The sequence below is a fragment of the Serratia sp. BNK-12 genome (assembly GCF_047456085.1).
Taxonomy (GTDB): domain Bacteria; phylum Pseudomonadota; class Gammaproteobacteria; order Enterobacterales; family Enterobacteriaceae; genus Serratia; species Serratia liquefaciens.
Genome location: NZ_CP179896.1, coordinates 1727860 through 1744438 on the forward strand (window position 1 = coordinate 1727860; position 16579 = coordinate 1744438).

General features: G+C 47.3%; 19 protein-coding genes. 2 read left to right on the forward strand and 17 right to left on the reverse strand.

Annotation, left to right across the window (positions count from 1 at the left end):
* Window positions 1–63 precede the first annotated feature (63 nt).
* The 13 genes from ACMGG1_RS07820 to ACMGG1_RS07880 form a co-directional block, all read right to left on the reverse strand.
* Window positions 64–1095 (reverse strand): type IV secretion system protein, encoded by a 1032-nt coding sequence (locus tag ACMGG1_RS07820; RefSeq protein ID WP_120150994.1) that lies wholly within the window; start codon window positions 1093–1095, stop codon window positions 64–66.
* Window positions 1096–1168: 73 nt separating this feature from the next.
* The gene (locus tag ACMGG1_RS07825) at window positions 1169–1444 is read right to left on the reverse strand and encodes an EexN family lipoprotein (RefSeq protein ID WP_064375571.1); all 276 of its coding nucleotides are present in this window, start codon (window positions 1442–1444) and stop codon (window positions 1169–1171) included.
* A 1-nt stretch (window position 1445) separates the two neighbouring features.
* Entirely contained in the window at window positions 1446–2174 is a 729-nt protein-coding gene (locus ACMGG1_RS07830) for a type IV secretion system protein (RefSeq protein WP_120151019.1), read from the reverse strand.
* Between the two features lie 23 nt (window positions 2175–2197).
* Window positions 2198–4945, reverse strand: coding sequence for a VirB3 family type IV secretion system protein (locus tag ACMGG1_RS07835; protein WP_120150993.1), 2748 nt, complete (start codon window positions 4943–4945; stop codon window positions 2198–2200).
* A gap of 11 nt (window positions 4946–4956) precedes the next feature.
* Window positions 4957–5235 carry a TrbC/VirB2 family protein gene (locus ACMGG1_RS07840; RefSeq protein WP_037038866.1) on the reverse strand — a complete coding sequence of 93 codons (279 nt, stop codon included), beginning with the start codon at window positions 5233–5235 and terminating at the stop codon, window positions 4957–4959.
* Window positions 5235–5882 (reverse strand): lytic transglycosylase domain-containing protein, encoded by a 648-nt coding sequence (locus ACMGG1_RS07845; RefSeq protein ID WP_120150992.1) that lies wholly within the window; start codon window positions 5880–5882, stop codon window positions 5235–5237. Before ACMGG1_RS07845 ends, ACMGG1_RS07840 begins: the two co-directional genes overlap by 1 nt.
* A 68-nt stretch (window positions 5883–5950) precedes the next feature.
* Window positions 5951–6172, reverse strand: a complete 222-nt coding sequence (locus tag ACMGG1_RS07850; protein WP_024359933.1) for a hypothetical protein — start codon at window positions 6170–6172, stop codon at window positions 5951–5953.
* A 394-nt stretch (window positions 6173–6566) separates the two neighbouring features.
* Entirely contained in the window at window positions 6567–6776 is a 210-nt protein-coding gene (locus tag ACMGG1_RS07855) for a TraR/DksA family transcriptional regulator (RefSeq protein ID WP_120150991.1), read from the reverse strand.
* On the reverse strand, window positions 6766–7353 hold the full coding sequence (locus ACMGG1_RS07860; protein WP_120150990.1) for a DUF2857 domain-containing protein: 588 nt from the start codon (window positions 7351–7353) through the stop codon (window positions 6766–6768). The genes ACMGG1_RS07855 and ACMGG1_RS07860 overlap by 11 nt, the downstream gene beginning before the upstream one ends.
* 14 nt (window positions 7354–7367) lie before the next feature.
* Window positions 7368–7562 (reverse strand): AlpA family transcriptional regulator, encoded by a 195-nt coding sequence (locus tag ACMGG1_RS07865; protein ID WP_009635172.1) that lies wholly within the window; start codon window positions 7560–7562, stop codon window positions 7368–7370.
* A 138-nt stretch (window positions 7563–7700) separates the two neighbouring features.
* The gene (locus tag ACMGG1_RS07870) at window positions 7701–8627 is read right to left on the reverse strand and encodes a hypothetical protein (protein ID WP_120150989.1); all 927 of its coding nucleotides are present in this window, start codon (window positions 8625–8627) and stop codon (window positions 7701–7703) included.
* Between the two features lie 220 nt (window positions 8628–8847).
* The gene (locus ACMGG1_RS07875; RefSeq protein ID WP_120150988.1) at window positions 8848–10041 is read right to left on the reverse strand and encodes an MFS transporter; all 1194 of its coding nucleotides are present in this window, start codon (window positions 10039–10041) and stop codon (window positions 8848–8850) included.
* 3 nt (window positions 10042–10044) lie between these two features.
* The gene (locus ACMGG1_RS07880; protein WP_120150987.1) at window positions 10045–10749 is read right to left on the reverse strand and encodes a type 1 glutamine amidotransferase domain-containing protein; all 705 of its coding nucleotides are present in this window, start codon (window positions 10747–10749) and stop codon (window positions 10045–10047) included.
* A gap of 142 nt (window positions 10750–10891) precedes the next feature.
* Between ACMGG1_RS07880 and ACMGG1_RS07885 the strand changes: the two genes are divergently transcribed.
* Together ACMGG1_RS07885 and ACMGG1_RS07890 are read left to right on the forward strand one after the other, a co-directional pair.
* Window positions 10892–11809, forward strand: a complete 918-nt coding sequence (locus ACMGG1_RS07885) for a LysR family transcriptional regulator (protein ID WP_032693554.1) — start codon at window positions 10892–10894, stop codon at window positions 11807–11809.
* Window positions 11810–12234: 425 nt separating this feature from the next.
* Window positions 12235–13137: a LysR family transcriptional regulator gene (locus ACMGG1_RS07890; protein ID WP_120150986.1), complete on the forward strand. Its 903-nt coding sequence runs from the start codon at window positions 12235–12237 to the stop codon at window positions 13135–13137.
* Window positions 13138–13175: 38 nt separating this feature from the next.
* On the opposite strand, the gene ACMGG1_RS07895 is transcribed toward ACMGG1_RS07890, so the two are convergent.
* Genes ACMGG1_RS07895 through ACMGG1_RS07910 form a run of 4 tightly spaced genes read right to left on the reverse strand, consistent with a single transcriptional unit; the run spans window position 13176 to window position 16153 of the window.
* Window positions 13176–14057: a polysaccharide deacetylase family protein gene (locus ACMGG1_RS07895; RefSeq protein ID WP_015689823.1), complete on the reverse strand. Its 882-nt coding sequence runs from the start codon at window positions 14055–14057 to the stop codon at window positions 13176–13178.
* Between the two features lie 43 nt (window positions 14058–14100).
* On the reverse strand, window positions 14101–14832 hold the full coding sequence (locus ACMGG1_RS07900) for an HAD family hydrolase (protein ID WP_024359928.1): 732 nt from the start codon (window positions 14830–14832) through the stop codon (window positions 14101–14103).
* Between the two features lie 4 nt (window positions 14833–14836).
* On the reverse strand, window positions 14837–15412 hold the full coding sequence (locus ACMGG1_RS07905) for a DJ-1/PfpI family protein (RefSeq protein ID WP_024359927.1): 576 nt from the start codon (window positions 15410–15412) through the stop codon (window positions 14837–14839).
* A gap of 21 nt (window positions 15413–15433) precedes the next feature.
* A complete protein-coding gene (locus ACMGG1_RS07910; RefSeq protein ID WP_024359926.1) occupies window positions 15434–16153 on the reverse strand; it encodes a cupin domain-containing protein in 720 nt (239 codons plus the stop codon).
* Between the last annotated feature and the right edge of the window lie 426 nt (window positions 16154–16579).

Genomic DNA, 16579 nt, shown 5'->3' on the forward strand with positions numbered 1-16579 from the left:
GAAGGCCGCACCGCTGGCAGAGGCCACGGCGTGACGGAGAAAAGAAATTAGCGGTCGGGAGGATTAACGGTGACGCTGCTGATTCTGGCGTTTCATGCTTTCGATGGCGGTGGCACGTTTCTGCCAGGCGTTCACGGCTTTGCCCGCACCTGCGGCAATGAACCTGCCGGTTGTCGCGGCTGCTGCCATGCCACCTTTGGCGGTCAGTCGGCCCCCGGCCTTTATGCCGGGTCTGGCGACGTCGGCAGATCTGCTCACCAGCCCACGCAGTCCGCTCATGGCTGCACCCTGTAACACGGCCTGTACGGCGGCACCGCTCAGCGCAGTGGCTATTTTCGCTGAAAAATACACCACGACGCCTGCGGCAATCCCGGCCAGCAAACATTGCGCCGCCAGGGTCACCATATTGCTTTCTGCAGACGTTGCTGTGGCGGCATCCAGTACTTTATTCAGGTAGTTGATGGCGATCCGGACAGACAGGGCAGAGAACATGATCGTTAAGATTGCGGTAAATAGTGTTTTCAGCCAATTATTAAACATGGGTTTAAGAAAACCGTACAGCAGGCAGAAAATAAAGAGTGGGGCGGTGGTGGTCATTAACAAAATGGTGATTTCGGCGAGCAGGTTGACAAAGGTTGCAGCCAGTAACAGAACGATTGCACCGGCCCAAACCAGCACCTCGGCAAAGCCGCCATTCACTTTAACGTAGGTGGAGGTATCGAGATTAAACAGCGTTTGCCCCAGAGCTTGTGCCTTTTCCCACACCGTGTCGAGCAGCGCCCAGACATTATCATCGCCACTGATGCCGTCCTTAAGCCCTTCAATGGCCGCAATGATGGCATCCAGCCAGCCATCGCGGTTTAAAACAAAGGTGGTGATCAGCAACATGCGCCCCACATCCCAGACAACATCTTCAACCGGTGTCTGGAGTTTGCCGCCAAGCGTCTGATACCCGCGATACGTAATAAACAGGGTGAAGGAACTGACGATAATCACACTGATTAGGGTGCCGTAGGTCGAAGACTGACCTTCTAACACGGCATTGAGTCCATCCATGATGTTTTTGTCCATACCAACAAAAATACCACCGGACATGGTGCCTCTCATTAGTCAGGAACAGACAGGGGATAAAAACAGGGAGGGATCCCTGTTTTTGTTGGCAGGGATCTTACTGAGTGACGGATTTTCTTTTTTGGGCTTCCTGCTGAAACAGGGTCTCGAATTTTTCCCTGATGCCGGGTTTCCCTGTCTGGGCAAACATTAATGCTGCCCGGTGCGCAAACTCGCAGTTGTCGCTTGCCTCACCATCCGTGAGGCATTGCGTATAGACCTTATAGGTTTCATCGGGATGTTCTTTGTACCAGGCTTCTGATTTCGTCTCTTTACAACCGGATAAGACGAGAATGCCTGACATGACGCACAAGGTTAATACGGGTTTCAACATGTTAACCTCCCCATAGAGAGTTCAGATCAGCAACGGGCGCAGTTAATTGCTGTTGCTCAAAGGCCTTCTGTTTTTGCTGTTCCAGCAGCGTTGTTCGCTGTTCAGTCTGTTTGACTGACATCTCCCACTGACTGGTCAGCGCATTCAATTGTACGCTTTTCGCCGCGATGGCGTTAGCCAGGTCCTGTGACTCTTTCGAATCCTGCGCATTAGCAATACGGTCTGATAAATCTGATATATCGTCGAGCGTGCCCGCGATCTTATTTTCAACCTCGGAGGTATTTTCTATTGCTACAGCCTGATTCAGGATCATCTGTTTGCAGCTGTCCAGATAGCGTTGTGAAGCGCTGGACGGGTTACAGGTATCGAACGATTTATATTTGTTATACAAACTATTCAGTTCAGACGAATATGACCCGCTTTGGTTGCTCAGCAGGTCATCCAGTGAAATACCGTTCTGACGAAGATTTTCAATATCGGTTTTCAGACTTTTGGCCTCGCGGAGAAATGCCTGAACGTCCCGCACGCCCGTCGCGGTGGCTAATTGCTGCTTGTAGGCATCAAGTTCGCTTCTGTAATGGGTGACGGTTTCCTGCCACTGCTGGAGTTTCTGGATCCACTGATTCATGGATTCGGTATTCTGTACGGCGTCGAATACCGGTATTCCGGCGCTCATCGCCTGGGTGGAAATCAACAGCGATAACGCCAGTATGATATCTCTGAACCGCATTCTCATTACCTCCGTCATGAATATTACAGGGCTTGTTCAAGGAAGGCGGCTTTCCAGTCCTCAGGCTGCATTCCTTCCTGATACAGGGTGTCGAACAGTTTCAGGTTGTCTTCGCTGCCGCTCAGCATTTTGGTGAGTTTCCCGAGGCCTGCTAAATCCATTTTCGCCATCGCCACAAAAGGCCGGGTTTCACCCGCGCGTAACGGCGTTTTCAGGACCACCATAGAGCGCTCCCCCGGATCGAGGTTTCTGACGATGTCGTACACGCTTTCCGGCACTTTCATCTTTTCCACGTAATCCGCCCGGCTGGCCTTCGGGTTGGCAAGAAATATCTGCGTGCTGCACTGTTCGATAATCGCCGGGGCAATTGGATGTTTGACGATTTCGTCAGGCGACTGCGTGGCGGGGACGAAGATGCCGTTCAGCTTGCGGATCACTTTCAGCATATTGAGCGAGAAGCGGGAGAATTCGATATCGGCCAGCCATTTCCAGAACTCGTCCATGAACATCACCAGCCGGCGACCATCCAGCAGGCTGGTGACGCGGTACAGCAGATAAAACGTGATGGGGCCGCGAATATCGTCATCATCGAGAAATTCCGTACCGTCGATACCCAGGTTATCAACGTGGCTGATGTTGAAGGTGTCCTCCTCATTGTCGAATACCCAGCCGAACTCGCCGCCCTGCGCCCACTGTTTAAGGCGAATACGTAACCCGTTGATGCGGGCATCGGTGGTGGGCGGCTCCGGCAGGACTTCCAGCAGCCGGGTGATACCGAACTTGCGGTATTCGGGCGGGTAGTCGAGCATGATGGTATCCACGGCGGCACTGATCCGCTCCTCATCGCGCGGATCGAGCGGCTTGCCGTTGCGGCCGCACAGCATGCGCACCAGTCGTTTGATAAAGCTGATATTCCGCCGGGTCGGCGCAAGCTTAAACGGGTTAAACCCGGTGGGTGTGCCGGTACGGATACGGAAGTAGCGTCCGCCCATCTGGCGTATCGCCATCTCCGCCGCCCGGTCCTTGTCGAAATACACGGTGGTCAGCTGCTTGAGGGGGGCTGATTCAGAGAACGTCGCCGGATTGCGGTACTTCTGCATCAGTTGCTGCATCATGGTCATCAGCATCGTTTTCCCTGAGCCGGTTTTACCGATAATCGCCGTATTACCCGGCGTTTTTTCGTTGAAGTCATCCCGCCCGCTCTGGCTGTCGTGCAGGTTCAGGTAATACCCGCCACCACCCGGTGATTTGAGGATGGCGATGGCGTCACCCCAGGGATTGCCGCTCCGCTTGTGGGAATGAAAGTTATGCAGGCTCGCCAAGTCGGCAAAGTTCTGGCTGCTGACGGCCACCAGACGGGGGCGCAACGTATACACCCCCGGCAGTTGCGCCAGGTACGCGGCGGGCAGCGACAGCGTGGACAGCGTCGTCATGATGCCGAGGTCGGCGAAGGGTTGCGCCAGCGCGTTGGCATCCTTCACCACCTGCTCGGCGCTGTCTGAAGATACCAGCAGGGAAAAGTGGTATTTTCCGCAGGACACATGCCCGGACTGGAGCAGGTCACGCAGGACAATCAGCTCTTCACGCTGCGAAATGGCGTCGTCATCCGCCGAAGTCAGGCGCTTTTCCGCCAGACGAATATGCTTCTGCGCCTCATCGCGGGCCATGCAGGTGAAGGACTGCGTCAGCACGTACTCGCTTTCGGCATACAGGAGCGCGTCCAGCAGGCCGGTCACGGTTTCAGGCGAGTAATCTTTGATTTCCAGACTGCGAAAAAAGCGGGAGCCGCCGACGGTCTGGCACTCGGCGGTGTCGGTGGTAAAAAAGACATCCGGCGTGCTTAACGTTTCATAAAACGGCGCAGGCGTGACCGCCACCTTTTGCCACTGGCCGGTGAGCAGGCGGTGATAAAAGGACAACTGGGCGGAATACACCCGCCCGTTGTCTTCATACATCCCCTGCGGCGTCGCCGTATAGCGGGACAGCGCGGAAGCCAGTGCCTCCCGGTATTCCAGCATCACTTTCAGAGCATCATCCAGCGCCGCTTTGCGTTTACCGGACGGCTGCGCCTTCATGGCCTTTTTCTCCAGCGGAGAGAAGGGCGCGTAGCAGAGGGTGAAAAACAGCCGGTGCCGCCAGAACGGTTTTTCGCTGATCGGCTGGTAATACAGCCGGGTCACTTCATCAGAAAAGGGAATGCCTGAGTTCGCGTCAAAGACATCGTGGTACTTTTCCCGGATACGGTGAAGATAGAAAGTGACCGGCAGGCCTTCATATGCACGAATCACGTTATTGAGATGCGTCGCCATTAACGTCAGGTGGTGTTCGTCCTCGCATTCAAAAACGGTGCCCTCCAGCTCCCAGCTGGCAACCAAATCACCCTGGCGGTTTCTGATGACGTGCGGGTGAATATGGGAGGAATACGGAATGTATTTATCCAGCGTAACGCGCTCGTTTAACTTCATTTTTTCAATAAACTCCGAAACGTCGACAGCGTCATAGCGGTTTGCCAGCAGGGCATTGGCACCAAAATGTTTATTGGTGCCAAACCGGCCACGGGTTTTAAAGGCCAGCCAGAGCAGCCCGAAATAGTGAATATCGGTTCTGGCCTTTCCCTTCATCTCCAGCCAGGCGGGAATAAGCAGTAATATCAGGTAATAGCTGACATAGACCGCCAGCAGGACGATGGCCCCGCTGACCATCACGAACGGCACGAGGGGAATGCCAGCTATGGCGGCAGGCCGCGTCAGCGCTTTGTTCAGCGTAGCCATCGTTACCTCCCTTATGACGCCCAGTAGGCACCGAAACCTGACGCACCGACGATAAGGATGGCGCCAATGATGACGTTGCGCATGTCATGGAGGCTCTTGCCGTCAAACAAGACTTTGTATCCCACCCACATGGTGGCCAGCGTGATGGTGACGGCGGCCAGTCCGAGCAGGCCGGTAGAGGTGTTGCTCAGCGTCTCATTGGCTTTATTAAATCCGCTGTCTGCTGCCAGCACCGGGCTTGCCATTAACAAGGAAGAGAGGACGGGCCAGTCAGTCTGTTTTCGTTTCATCATTGTTCCTCCTGGGGGCCGGGGATGGGTAACGCGCCGCGTATCACGGCATTGGGGTAGCGCAGGGATGTCAGAACTGACGTGGCGTTATCGGTAAGCTCGCCACGCATGACGGCGGTGGGGTAACGGATTTCAGGCACAAGCTTTTCGGCGGGAGGTCGCTGCCGGTCTTCCCGCGTTGACGGTACGGCGTAGCCGATGCGCTGGATGTAGCTGGTCTGGTTAAACGCGGATTCCGGCTGTTGGCCGGTCGTGAAATTTCCCGAGTAGTAGCAGCTGAGCGCACGCTTGAGGGAACCGCCGCGGCGGTAGCAGTCGGTGAGGATGTGCTCAAAGACGGACAGGTTGGTACAGGGGTCAAGAAGGTCACGGGCGTTCACGCCGTAATGACGGAAATTGGTGCTGGTGATTTGCATCAGCCCGACCGAATAGCGTCGGCCCTGTGCTGCCAGCCGTCCGGTGAGGCTGATGGCCTCATCCCTGCTCGTGGGGAAATGTGAAATCACGCCTTTGCCACCGGGCAGAATTTCAGCGATGGCATACGGATTCAAACCGGATTCGACCCGCGCCACATCAAGTGCCGTCGACGGGTGAACGCTGGCGGCGCACTGCATCGACAGCGTAAGAAAGGCTGTGGTGGATAGCATGGTGGTCTCTTAACAGTCAGCCCGGCGGGTGTATACCAAGCCCCTGCCGGAGGAAGGTCAAAAGCGGATTAAGCAGAGGCGGTATCCTGCGAAATGCCGCTATCTTCTCTGGGTTCAAGCAGCACCAGCTTGCCGGAGACAGCAATACCGGGTGTCAGCATGATATTCAGGCCAGACTTACCGTTATGAGCGAACGCCACGCCAACCCTGGTCCAATACGTGTTTATTTCGCCCTGTGCATCGGGTTGACTTTCCTGGGTGACAAATACGTGATAAATGGGTTTTCGCATGACGCCTCCTCTAATAAAAACAACGATGAGTTAAATAAATGTCACATCCCAATTCTGCATTCCGGTTTTAACGGGTCAGCGAGAACATTCAGCGGCACCCTGAATTGTGGTTATGTGACAGCCCGAACCTTATTTTTAAAGAACAATACCCGTTCCAAGCGAATTAACGTCAATACGGGTAACTATTATGTAATGACGTCTTCATGATCAGATATCCGGGGCGGTATATAAACGATAAATTCAAATTTAAAATGAGAGATAAATTAACGGTGGAGAGGCTAAAACTCTGCGAGGAATAAAAGGAAGTGAAATAGTTAATAAAGACGACTGTGGATTTATAGTTAATGATAGAGACATGCAGGGGAAATATTCCTGCATGTCTCTGTGACCATTATTAACGTCTTCGGCGTTCAAGTTTTTCCTGACATTCCGTGCAGGTGGTTATGCCCGGCAGTGCCTGCCGTCGCTTTTCAGGAATGGGCTTTCCGCACACACGGCAATTGAATAATGATGGTGTAGACCCTGGCTTAAAACGACTCTGTTCAATCATCTCTTCCAGTCGTTGCTCATTAAATTCCTGATCGCGGTCGATCTCATCCGGCATGTGTGGCCCTCCGGTCTGACGCCTCCTGTTCGCAAAGTGCGATACGCTTCCAGACGATGGTCAGTGATAACCCTTCGACTTTCGGCAGCAGGGTTTGCGTTACCTGCATCATGGCGGCCAACGCATCGGTCGATTCCAGGTTGGCCACCCGGCATTGTTGCCATTGCCGCCAGATGGCCGCATCCGTCTCTTCGTCCGGTTCTGGCGTCCGGCCATAAGGCACACGGACGCCCAGTAACCGGCGACGAAGGCAAACTTCGTTGGAGGTGAGGCCAAAATACTTATTGAGGAGCGCAATTGACCCGCCGAGCCGGATGGCATGATTGATACGTTGCTGCTGCAGAACCTCCTCACGGGATTTAGCCAGAAGCAGGTGTAATGCGTCGTGATGAACCGTCACAGCCAAAAACTGCGCAGACTCCCGACTGATGATAAACAGCTCGTCCAGTGATAATTGGTTGAGGGCATTCATTTCATCGAAAGTGAATCCGAGCGATTCACAGTAACGAATGTTGCCATCCTTCAATGCATGCAGGGCATCGGTTAATACGGCGTAATTAAGTGATGGGATAATCATGGTATTTTCTCCCTTCAGCCTATTGAGCGGCGGACTAATTTAATATTGATCCATTCGTCAATTTCCGATTCGAGCCAGGCGACACTGGCCGGGCCAATCTTGATTGAGCGGGGGAAGGTGCCGTCTTTCATATACAGATAGATTTGAGAGCGCTTCAGGCCCGTTTTTTCCTCAACCTGTTTCAGACGTAATAACTGATGAGATGTCACGGTATTCTCCTGTGGCAGATATAGCGCTAGCCGGGAGATAACACGACAACACAAAGTCGTGGTGTGGAGAAAGTTGATTAGCCCGTATTACGGGAAATACAATCCTTAATACGGGTTTTCATAGCGAAGGGCATCATCTTACTTTTGTGTTGGCAGGGAAGGGGGCGAGCCGCGCTCAAGCGCAGTCTTGAGCGTGTCGCCACTGAATCGATCGGTAATGCCTTCCTCAGATGCCCATTGTTCAAAAATGGACAGTAGTTTATACGGTTGCATGATTAACGGACTGATAGTTTCATTATTTTTGCAGGCAAGCCAGAAGAGGCGTGATAGAGGGGTGGATATCCGAGTTGGAGACGGTTGAAGTATTTCTTTTTCGATCGGTTTGTTGATCAACTTATCAAGTTCACTTTTTCTGAGGACAAAGCAGGCATCACTCGGTAATTCATGCATAGGAAAATAATATTTATGCGAATCTTTCTTTGTAGCGTTTAGTATTATATCTTCGTAATCATCTGATGAAATATCTTTAGGTAGCCTTTTTACGTGTCGTTCGATTCTTTCATGCCATGTCATCTTTTCGAAAAGTTGAAACGATTCCCCCAATAAACAGACGGTAATACCATAATTATTCGACTTTGCTCCTGTTACAGGTGATGGTATCTTTAATGAATGTGCAAGTAAACGCTGTATAAGGACATATTCATAGCCGAGTAATGTTGTGTCAATGACTCTTTGTACAGGGTGGATATATCTTCCTTCAGTACTGAAAGTTAAATTGTTCTCGTTGACAAAGGAACTTTCGGCAGGCATGAATGATTTCATCGTTGACGAATTTTTTATTGGTCTTAGCTTTAATTTATGATTTCGTGATTTAATTTTCCTCAATATTACTGGGGATTGAAAATATATTGAAAACCGAATTTTCCCTTGCAGAGCAAATCGATAAAAATCACTTTTTCTTATTTTACACCCATTCAATGCATTGAGAAGTCTTACCGCCTCCCTTATAGTTATCCAGTCTGGAATTCCATCTCTAATGTTTAGGCAAGTTGGATTGTCTGACATAATACATCTCCTTTCACACAATGATATTGCTGATGAATTTCGCTGTGTTTTTGAAAGATGTTTAAAATTCTGATTGATATGAAATAGATCAGAATGACATGGGCTGATTTTATAAAATAAAAAATAACCTATGTTTGGTTGTGACATTTTTCAAAGAGGTAAAATAAAATGGCTCAGTGATTTGGTGTTCACTGAGCCATTTTAAATGCTATGTGTACTATCAGGAGTAATCGGAGGTGGTGCGTCTTTTATTAGAATTTATTTGTAATAACATCCATAAAATACCAACGACTACTACTCCGCCTCCAACCCAAGTAGGGCTTGTAAGACCAGTAACATCCAGTGCTACCCCCCCCAATAGCGACCCTAATGCAATTCCTCCGTTAAAACCGGCAATATTCAGTCCTGCTGCCACAGCTGGAGCTTCAGGTGCATGTATGTGAGATAGCCCTATCACTCTTGCTTGCATTGAGGGGACCGCTGCGTATGTCAATGCTCCAAGCAACCCAATAAACAGTGCCATTAACATTAAGGATGAGACAGAGAACCACATAGCAAAGAGGACGATCGCCAGACCAATAAGAATTGTCATCACGGCACGATCTGCACCTTGCTTGTCAGTCAGGCGACCACCCCAGACATTCCCGATAGCGGCCATCACGCCGTAGACCAACATAAGCAAACTACTCGTACGCTCGTCTACATGCGTTACCTGAAGTAGAATCGGGGAAATATACGTATACAGGGCAAAAGATCCTGCATAGGCCAAAACTGTAATTCCTGCTCCCGCAAGCAGTAGTGGGTTGAACATGGCTTTTAAACCGTCCATGGCATTTGCTTGCAAGGAGGGATCATTTTGATCCGTGGGCATCAGCATTGCCAATCCAATGAAACCGATCGCTCCACTTGCCGTTACTGCCATGAATATAGACTGCCAACTCAACAGACTACCGATGTAGGTACCAAGTGGTACGCCTAATGCCAACGCAATTGTAAGACCGCCAAAAACGACCGAAACAGCGGCGCCAGCACGATGTCGCCCAGCCAGTTGGGTTGCCACACTTGAAGCAACAGCAAGAAACACTCCGTGCCCTAAACCGGAAGCAAATCGTGCAATCAACATAGGCGTTAGGGACTCAGACGCACCGACGATACCATTGCCAACTGTAAACAGGCCCATAGCAACAAGTAATAATCTTTTACGAGGCCATCGTGTTGCCAACGCAGTTAATCCCGGAGCACCAATTACGGCACCGAGGGCGTAGGCTGTCACCGCTGTACCTACATGACTGACACTGACGTTTAGATCAGCTGATATCCTGGAAACTAAGCCGATCGTGACAAATTCAGTGAATCCCAAAGCAAAAGCGCAGAGTGCAAAGACATATATAACAAAAGGCATGCGTTCTTTCATAACTCAGGCTCTTCTATTTTCAATAGAAGCCAACAAAGGCAGCATTGCCTCAGCGACTCCTTTTGCGGAAGCGGGATTCTGTCCGGTCACTAATCTCTCGCTGACAATCACCTGTGGCTGAAAATTTGCGGCTGCAAGATGCTCAGCACCTCTTTGCTTCAGCGTGTCTTCAAGTAAGAATGGAACAATGGCGTACAACCCTACAGCACGTTCTTCATCGTTGGTAAAAGCTGACACCTTTTTGCCCGCAACCAGATATTCATTATCGGAAAGCCGAATATTCACCAATCCGGCGGGGCCATGACAAACCGCAGCGACAACGCCACCCTTTTCATAAATTCGTGATGAAACACCCGCCAATTCTATATTGTCAGGGAGATCCCACATCGTCGCATGCCCTCCTGCATAGTAGACGGCGTCATAGACGTCAGGATCAATCTGCGAGGGTTTTAATGTGGTTTTAGTTGCCTCGCGTAAGGAATCATTATTCCAAAAGGAGGCGTTAACCGGATCGCTGAGGTCTAAACCGTCAACATGTGTCTTGCCTCCCTTGGGACTCACGAAATCAATTTCATATCCTTCTTTTGTGAGTACATCGTAGGGGTGAGACACCTCAGAAAGATAGAAACCACTGGGTGCGGCATCTTTACTCTCGGCTTGACCTTTACGGTCATGGCTGGTCAATACAAACAGGATACGTTTGGGCATTTTAACTTCCTCTATATGGGGGGACTTAAAGCAAAATTCTTCTGACTGCATGCGACATAACAGACTTGTCATATTGAGTCTTATTGTGGAACAATCTATTTATCCTTTAAATAGACCTAAACGGACAAACACTTACCCCAAAATGAACAAAATAAACTTGAGAAATGACGACCTTGAAGTGTTTTTACACGTCGTCGACAGAAACAATTTCTCTGCCGCAGCACGAGACCTACAGATACTCCCCAAGATGGTGAGCAAGCAGATAGCCAGGCTGGAAACTGCACTTGGCACTACACTTTTTGAAAGAAACACCCGTAATCTACGTATTACAGACGAGGGCAGAGCTATAGCTGAGAGGGCTCGCGTAGCGTTGGCCGTTCTGGATGAGATGAAGGAACTTTCCCGAGGGGATAGTGAGGAGTTAAGCGGAAATATTCGTTTGACTGCGCCCGCACCGTTTGGCCGAAAATATGTTGCTCCTGCGATCGCTGCATTCTGCCAAGTACATCCGAGGGTGGGCTTTGATTTAAGGTTATCTGACCAAATCCAGGATCTTTACAGTGGTGATTTCGATCTGGCTATTCGTATGGGGGATCTGGCTGATTCTCGCCTTCTGGCCAGAAAAATAGCAAATAATAGACGTATTCTCATCGCATCGTCCGAATATCTGAAGAATCATCCACCCATTGAGCGACCAGAAGATCTTTTAAATCACAACTGCTTAGTATTCGCTTACCCGGGTTTTTTACACAATTCATGGACGTTACGTAAAGCCGGTCATGAAAGAAGCATCAGCGTTACTGGCAACCTTATCAGTGACAACGGAGACGTATTGCATGCCTGGAGTTTGGCGGGGCTTGGCATATCTCTTCGAGAAACTTGGGATATTCATGATGAATTGAGAGCTGGGAAACTTTGCCGAGTTCTGCCTGATTGGGAAGCAAACACATCTCAGATCAGTGTTGTCCGGGCGCGGCGAGAACCAATACCCCGTAGGCTAAGTGTATTTATTGATTTCATGACTGAAAAATGGAAACGGGCACCATGGGATGATGATTAATGTTCCGAGAGGTAGTCCGAACCGGTCTAAAAGAAGCTAACCGCTTCGCTGACCAACGGAATTTGTGATAACTCGATTTGAGTTGAGGTCGTCAACGTTAATAGATAAAAATACAATGATTGTTTAGTCAATTTAAAGGTTTAGCGACTATCACTCCCCAGAGAATGTAATAGAAGACAACACGCCAATCCGAATCTCATGGCATGCTTGAAACCTTAATGCCAACCAGTATAACGCACGTAAAATATAGGTATATCAATGGGTTATCTTGATATGTTCTATCCTTGCCCTATAAAATCCTTTAATTGTTAAAATAAGTTAATATGTATAGAAGCATTAACGGAACATGTTTATAACATAATACTGTGCAGGCTTTCGATTTTATGTCGTAATCGGAGAGCTTCAGGCTCTTAAGGATGCGCAGTATGAGCTATCTGGTTCAGTTACGAAGTTTTGTTGAAGTATACAAAGCTGGTTCGATTTCAAAAGCGGCAATGCGGTTGGGCATAAGCCAGCCTGCAATGTCTGCCCACATTCATTCACTTGAGGCTTTTACCGGGTGTGTTCTCTTTACTCGTCGTTCACATGGTGTGGTGGCTACAGTGGATGGGGAGGAATTGGCGAGATTGGTGGCTTCAGATTTAGAAACGATTGAACTGAAGTTGTCGATGCTTAGATCACGTACAAGAAAGTCCTCGGGGACAGTATCTTTCATCGGGCCAGCAGAATTAATGTGGTCAAAATTACCGTACTTGGTGAAAATATTATTCAATGAAGGTATTAAATTTAAAGTTTTGACAGGAAATAGGAAGCGCATATACAGCTGTCTTCTGGACGGAAGTTGTCAACTAGGTTTCACAACTTCTATGCCGGATAAACAAAAATTTGGATATGCTGAAATTGGAATGGAAAAGTTAATAGTTGTGGTAGCGTCACTCATAGCAGACAACTTCAAAGAAAATGAGGACGTGATTGATACGCTGTTGAAGCTTCCTCTAATAGCTTACGATGAACAGTTACCCTTGATAAGGGAAGTTTTCCAGGATTCTTCGCGATTTTTTGCACTGCTTCGTCCGTCTATTACTGTACCGGATTTGCGGATTTTAGAAAGAATGATCCGAGAAAATATTGGTTGGACTGTGATGCCTGAGTATTTATGCGCCCAAAGCATAGCAGGAGGTCAGATCGTTGAAGTGAATGTCCATGAGAGACTCCCTATAAATTCAATTTATTTGGTATGGATTGATAGCTCATTACGTAACCCACTCGTTTCAGGAATAAGAGACAGAATTCTCGAACTATCAAAAAATAGCGGATTTATGGTTTGAGATACATAAAACAGGCAGCCTTATCGGCTGCCGTGTCATTATTTTATCCGTGGAGATCGCTTGGCAAAGTCATCTGCAATGTCATTCAATTTTAGGAATTTCACCCCTGGATGACCAAGCATATGAGTTAAGAGGCGTTCGAGCATCATTAACACGTGCGGGCGTCCAGATACGTCCGGGTGAATCGTAAAAGTAAAGATCGCATATTCATGCTCACGGTAGACCCAATCGAATTGATCTCTCCACAACTGTTCGATGTCCCTGGGATTCATGAAACCTTGGCTGTTGGGTTTTGTTTTCATGAACATGAAAGGAGGAATATCGTCGATTGTCCAACTGGCGGGTAATTCAATAAGGTCCGTCTCTTCTCCGCGTACCAGCGGTTTCATCCATTCGGTCGGTGTCTTGGAATAATCTATCTTGGTCCAGGAATCACCTTTCCTGACATAATAAGGCTGATGATCATGATGCATTAGTGAATGGTCATATTTGATGCCATTTTCTAATAGAAGATCTGTGGTTACAGGAGAAAATTCCCACCATGGAGCGACATACCCAGTAGGTCTCTTCCCTGTTAATTTTGTGACCATGTCAATGCCTTTTAGAAGGACTTCTCTTTCTTGGTCAGGCGACATAGATATTGGGTTTTCATGACTGTAATTATGAACCCCTACCTCATGTCCAGCATTGACAACTGCTTCCATTTGCCGAGGAAAGGTTTCGATGGAATGACCAGGCATAAACCAGGTGGTGGGGATATTAAACTGGTCAAATAGATTCAGAAGACGTGGAGTACCTACTTCGCCAGCGAACATACCGCGAGATATATCGCTTGGAGAATCTTCTCCCCCATAAGAAGATAGCCAGCCTGCAACGGCATCTACACCCACTCCAAAACCACATAGTATTTCTTTCGCCATGAGTTATTACTCCTCATACAGAAAAAATTGAAATAATATTGCGTTAAGAGGGTTTCTTGACTAATTTCAAGAGATCCTCGGTATCTAATTCATTAATTCCTTTTTGAAGTGCCATTAATTTATGCTCAGGGATGTTGTATCCCCAATTAGCCCAAAATGATTGAATGCCATGATCTAATGCATCAATAACATTTTGGATATTGTCATCAATAAATAGAATATCCTCGTTTTTATCGAAGGCTATTGATTTTAGCAAGGTAAGAGTCTTGTTTTTGTCAGTCATCCTCCCATATATTTTATTCGCGGGTATGTTTAAACCATATTTACTTAGAATGTATAATATAGACTCTTCATCCTTTCCTGATACAATATAGATATCATTAGCTGTTTCAAATAAATTTGAAACATCCAATAGCGGACGGTGTAGTTCAGCCCAAAAATCAGGGTAGAGACTTCTTGCCAGCTTCCTATAATGGATGAACTTATCCCTGAATATTTTCTTATCTTCAGTTGGAATTGATTCATATATAGCAGTGAATCTGTCATTATCTATAGCTTCATTACCAAATTCAGTGAATGAGGCAATAAAGTGACCGTCATGGCGCACAAAATTCCTTAATTTCCTGAATCGTTTAGCCATCAGGCGTGGGATGTTTTGAAGTACATCTTGGTTAAAATCACTGAGAGGTCTGTCATGTAATACATTCCATGTAATTAGCATGCATTCGTCTACTCCATCAACCACGACCCCGTCGAAATCCATTGCTATTAACATCGAATTATACCACCAGCGGTTCTTTAAGAGTTTCGCCGCGCTTCCATCTATCTATTGCATCGAATGTCTGACGCATAAATTTTCCACATTCAGCATAATAGGAGCAAGTTATGATATTCCCGTCGACAACTACATCTGCTTCAATTACATTGGCGCCGGAATTAACCATATCGTCTTTCAGACCAACATAAGCGCAGGTGAGTTTGTCTCTTAGAATACCGGCAGAAATCATAATCCAGGGACCATGGCAGAGCCCAGCCACAACTTTCCCCTGTATTACCATCTGCTTTAGAAAATCTTTAACTCTCTGATCTTGGCGAACTCTATCAGGCGCTTCATGACCGCCAGTGAGAATAACAGCATCAAAATCAGTGGCGTTGAGTTGATCAAAATTAATATTGTCTTTGGATCTTTTATCCATAGGAACAGTGATGCCATATTTCCCTGTCACTGCACTTCCATCCTTTGTTGCAATAGATATATCGTATCCTTCCTCTTTAGAACGATAGTAAGTATAAACTACATCGTGATCCTGAAAACCTGGACCAGTGATTATCACTACTCGTGTCGGATTAGACATGTTATTTTCCTTCTTATTGCGTTACGGGACGTTAATTAAAAATACATTCTGACCACAGTACATTTCTGAGATGGCATCTTTAGCTCGTAGGATATGGATCTTTCCCATTAGATGGCTTTTTACATCTAATGAAATAAAAATAAAATCATCCTCGTCATTCAACATTTTTCTATCAAGATTTTTGACGGAAAAGTATGCTAATTTGTGTAGGTCATGTTCTCTGATCAATGTGCCTGCAGCTATCTGTTGCAAAGGAGGTAAAAGATCATGTTCCTGTGATTTCTTTTCATATGCCATATTTTGCCGGCCATAATTATCTTTAAGTCTGAGTAAGTCGAATTTGTTTCTTGGATTTTCAACTTCGATTAATTCGATGCCTGATTTTCCCGAAATAGTCTGATGGAATACACCTTTTGCAATATATATGCTGTCCCCAGATTTTAACGCCTGATGTGTACCATCAAGAAATCTGGTCTCGCCATCACCATGTAGGCATATAAGGACGGTGTCTTTGAGTATATGACAATGCATTGACGTGGATTGATTCTTTGATATATGAAGGCGCCATACATCAAAAATAGAATCACAATAAACTCTATACTCATATCCCCATGGTTTTTCTATGAATCCATTGAGATGTAAGTCTTTCTCAAATGACTCACCATTATTTGAAGTTGAAAGTAGAATTTTGTTTATTTCAAGCAAGTCATATACATTTGGAGTCCGGTTGTGGATTTCCATATGGTCGCTCCCCCGCTAATTGAATTGCTGAATGTTGATTTCACTTCGGTCAATCGTTCTGTGATTTCAGTCTATAACGGTTATTTAGTACGAGAGAAATAACTTTTATGATGATTGCCTATATTGTTTCTTTTGATCAGTCCTTCATACTCAATAATTACTGAAAACTATGCTTCTATACTTGGGTACTGTTAAAGATGCATAGATTCTATGCCGTCAGGAGGTCATAGCTCACAAGCGATTAAGATGCTTAGCAAGATGCCGAACTCGGACGTCAGCACGATACATCGCATAATGTAGATATCGCAGCGTTTACGTCCCTGTTTGTAGCTCTATCTTAAGAAGTTGCCCCCATAGTGGTAGACAACACCTCAATCTTAAAGTAATCTACCATCTAGTAGGTTGATTGCGTTTGGCACCAACCTT

Coding starts and splice junctions, on each gene's coding strand:
- ACMGG1_RS07820 (WP_120150994.1), bottom strand. CDS start 1,095: ATGTCCGGTGGTATTTTTGTTGGTATGGACAAAAACATCATGGATGGA.
- ACMGG1_RS07825 (WP_064375571.1), bottom strand. CDS start 1,444: ATGTTGAAACCCGTATTAACCTTGTGCGTCATGTCAGGCATTCTCGTC.
- ACMGG1_RS07830 (WP_120151019.1), bottom strand. CDS start 2,174: ATGCGGTTCAGAGATATCATACTGGCGTTATCGCTGTTGATTTCCACC.
- ACMGG1_RS07835 (WP_120150993.1), bottom strand. CDS start 4,945: ATGGCTACGCTGAACAAAGCGCTGACGCGGCCTGCCGCCATAGCTGGC.
- ACMGG1_RS07840 (WP_037038866.1), bottom strand. CDS start 5,235: ATGAAACGAAAACAGACTGACTGGCCCGTCCTCTCTTCCTTGTTAATG.
- ACMGG1_RS07845 (WP_120150992.1), bottom strand. CDS start 5,882: ATGCTATCCACCACAGCCTTTCTTACGCTGTCGATGCAGTGCGCCGCC.
- ACMGG1_RS07850 (WP_024359933.1), bottom strand. CDS start 6,172: ATGCGAAAACCCATTTATCACGTATTTGTCACCCAGGAAAGTCAACCC.
- ACMGG1_RS07855 (WP_120150991.1), bottom strand. CDS start 6,776: ATGCCGGATGAGATCGACCGCGATCAGGAATTTAATGAGCAACGACTG.
- ACMGG1_RS07860 (WP_120150990.1), bottom strand. CDS start 7,353: ATGATTATCCCATCACTTAATTACGCCGTATTAACCGATGCCCTGCAT.
- ACMGG1_RS07870 (WP_120150989.1), bottom strand. CDS start 8,627: ATGTCAGACAATCCAACTTGCCTAAACATTAGAGATGGAATTCCAGAC.
- ACMGG1_RS07875 (WP_120150988.1), bottom strand. CDS start 10,041: ATGAAAGAACGCATGCCTTTTGTTATATATGTCTTTGCACTCTGCGCT.
- ACMGG1_RS07880 (WP_120150987.1), bottom strand. CDS start 10,749: ATGCCCAAACGTATCCTGTTTGTATTGACCAGCCATGACCGTAAAGGT.
- ACMGG1_RS07885 (WP_032693554.1), top strand. CDS start 10,892: ATGAACAAAATAAACTTGAGAAATGACGACCTTGAAGTGTTTTTACAC.
- ACMGG1_RS07890 (WP_120150986.1), top strand. CDS start 12,235: ATGAGCTATCTGGTTCAGTTACGAAGTTTTGTTGAAGTATACAAAGCT.
- ACMGG1_RS07895 (WP_015689823.1), bottom strand. CDS start 14,057: ATGGCGAAAGAAATACTATGTGGTTTTGGAGTGGGTGTAGATGCCGTT.
- ACMGG1_RS07900 (WP_024359928.1), bottom strand. CDS start 14,832: ATGTTAATAGCAATGGATTTCGACGGGGTCGTGGTTGATGGAGTAGAC.
- ACMGG1_RS07905 (WP_024359927.1), bottom strand. CDS start 15,412: ATGTCTAATCCGACACGAGTAGTGATAATCACTGGTCCAGGTTTTCAG.
- ACMGG1_RS07910 (WP_024359926.1), bottom strand. CDS start 16,153: ATGGAAATCCACAACCGGACTCCAAATGTATATGACTTGCTTGAAATA.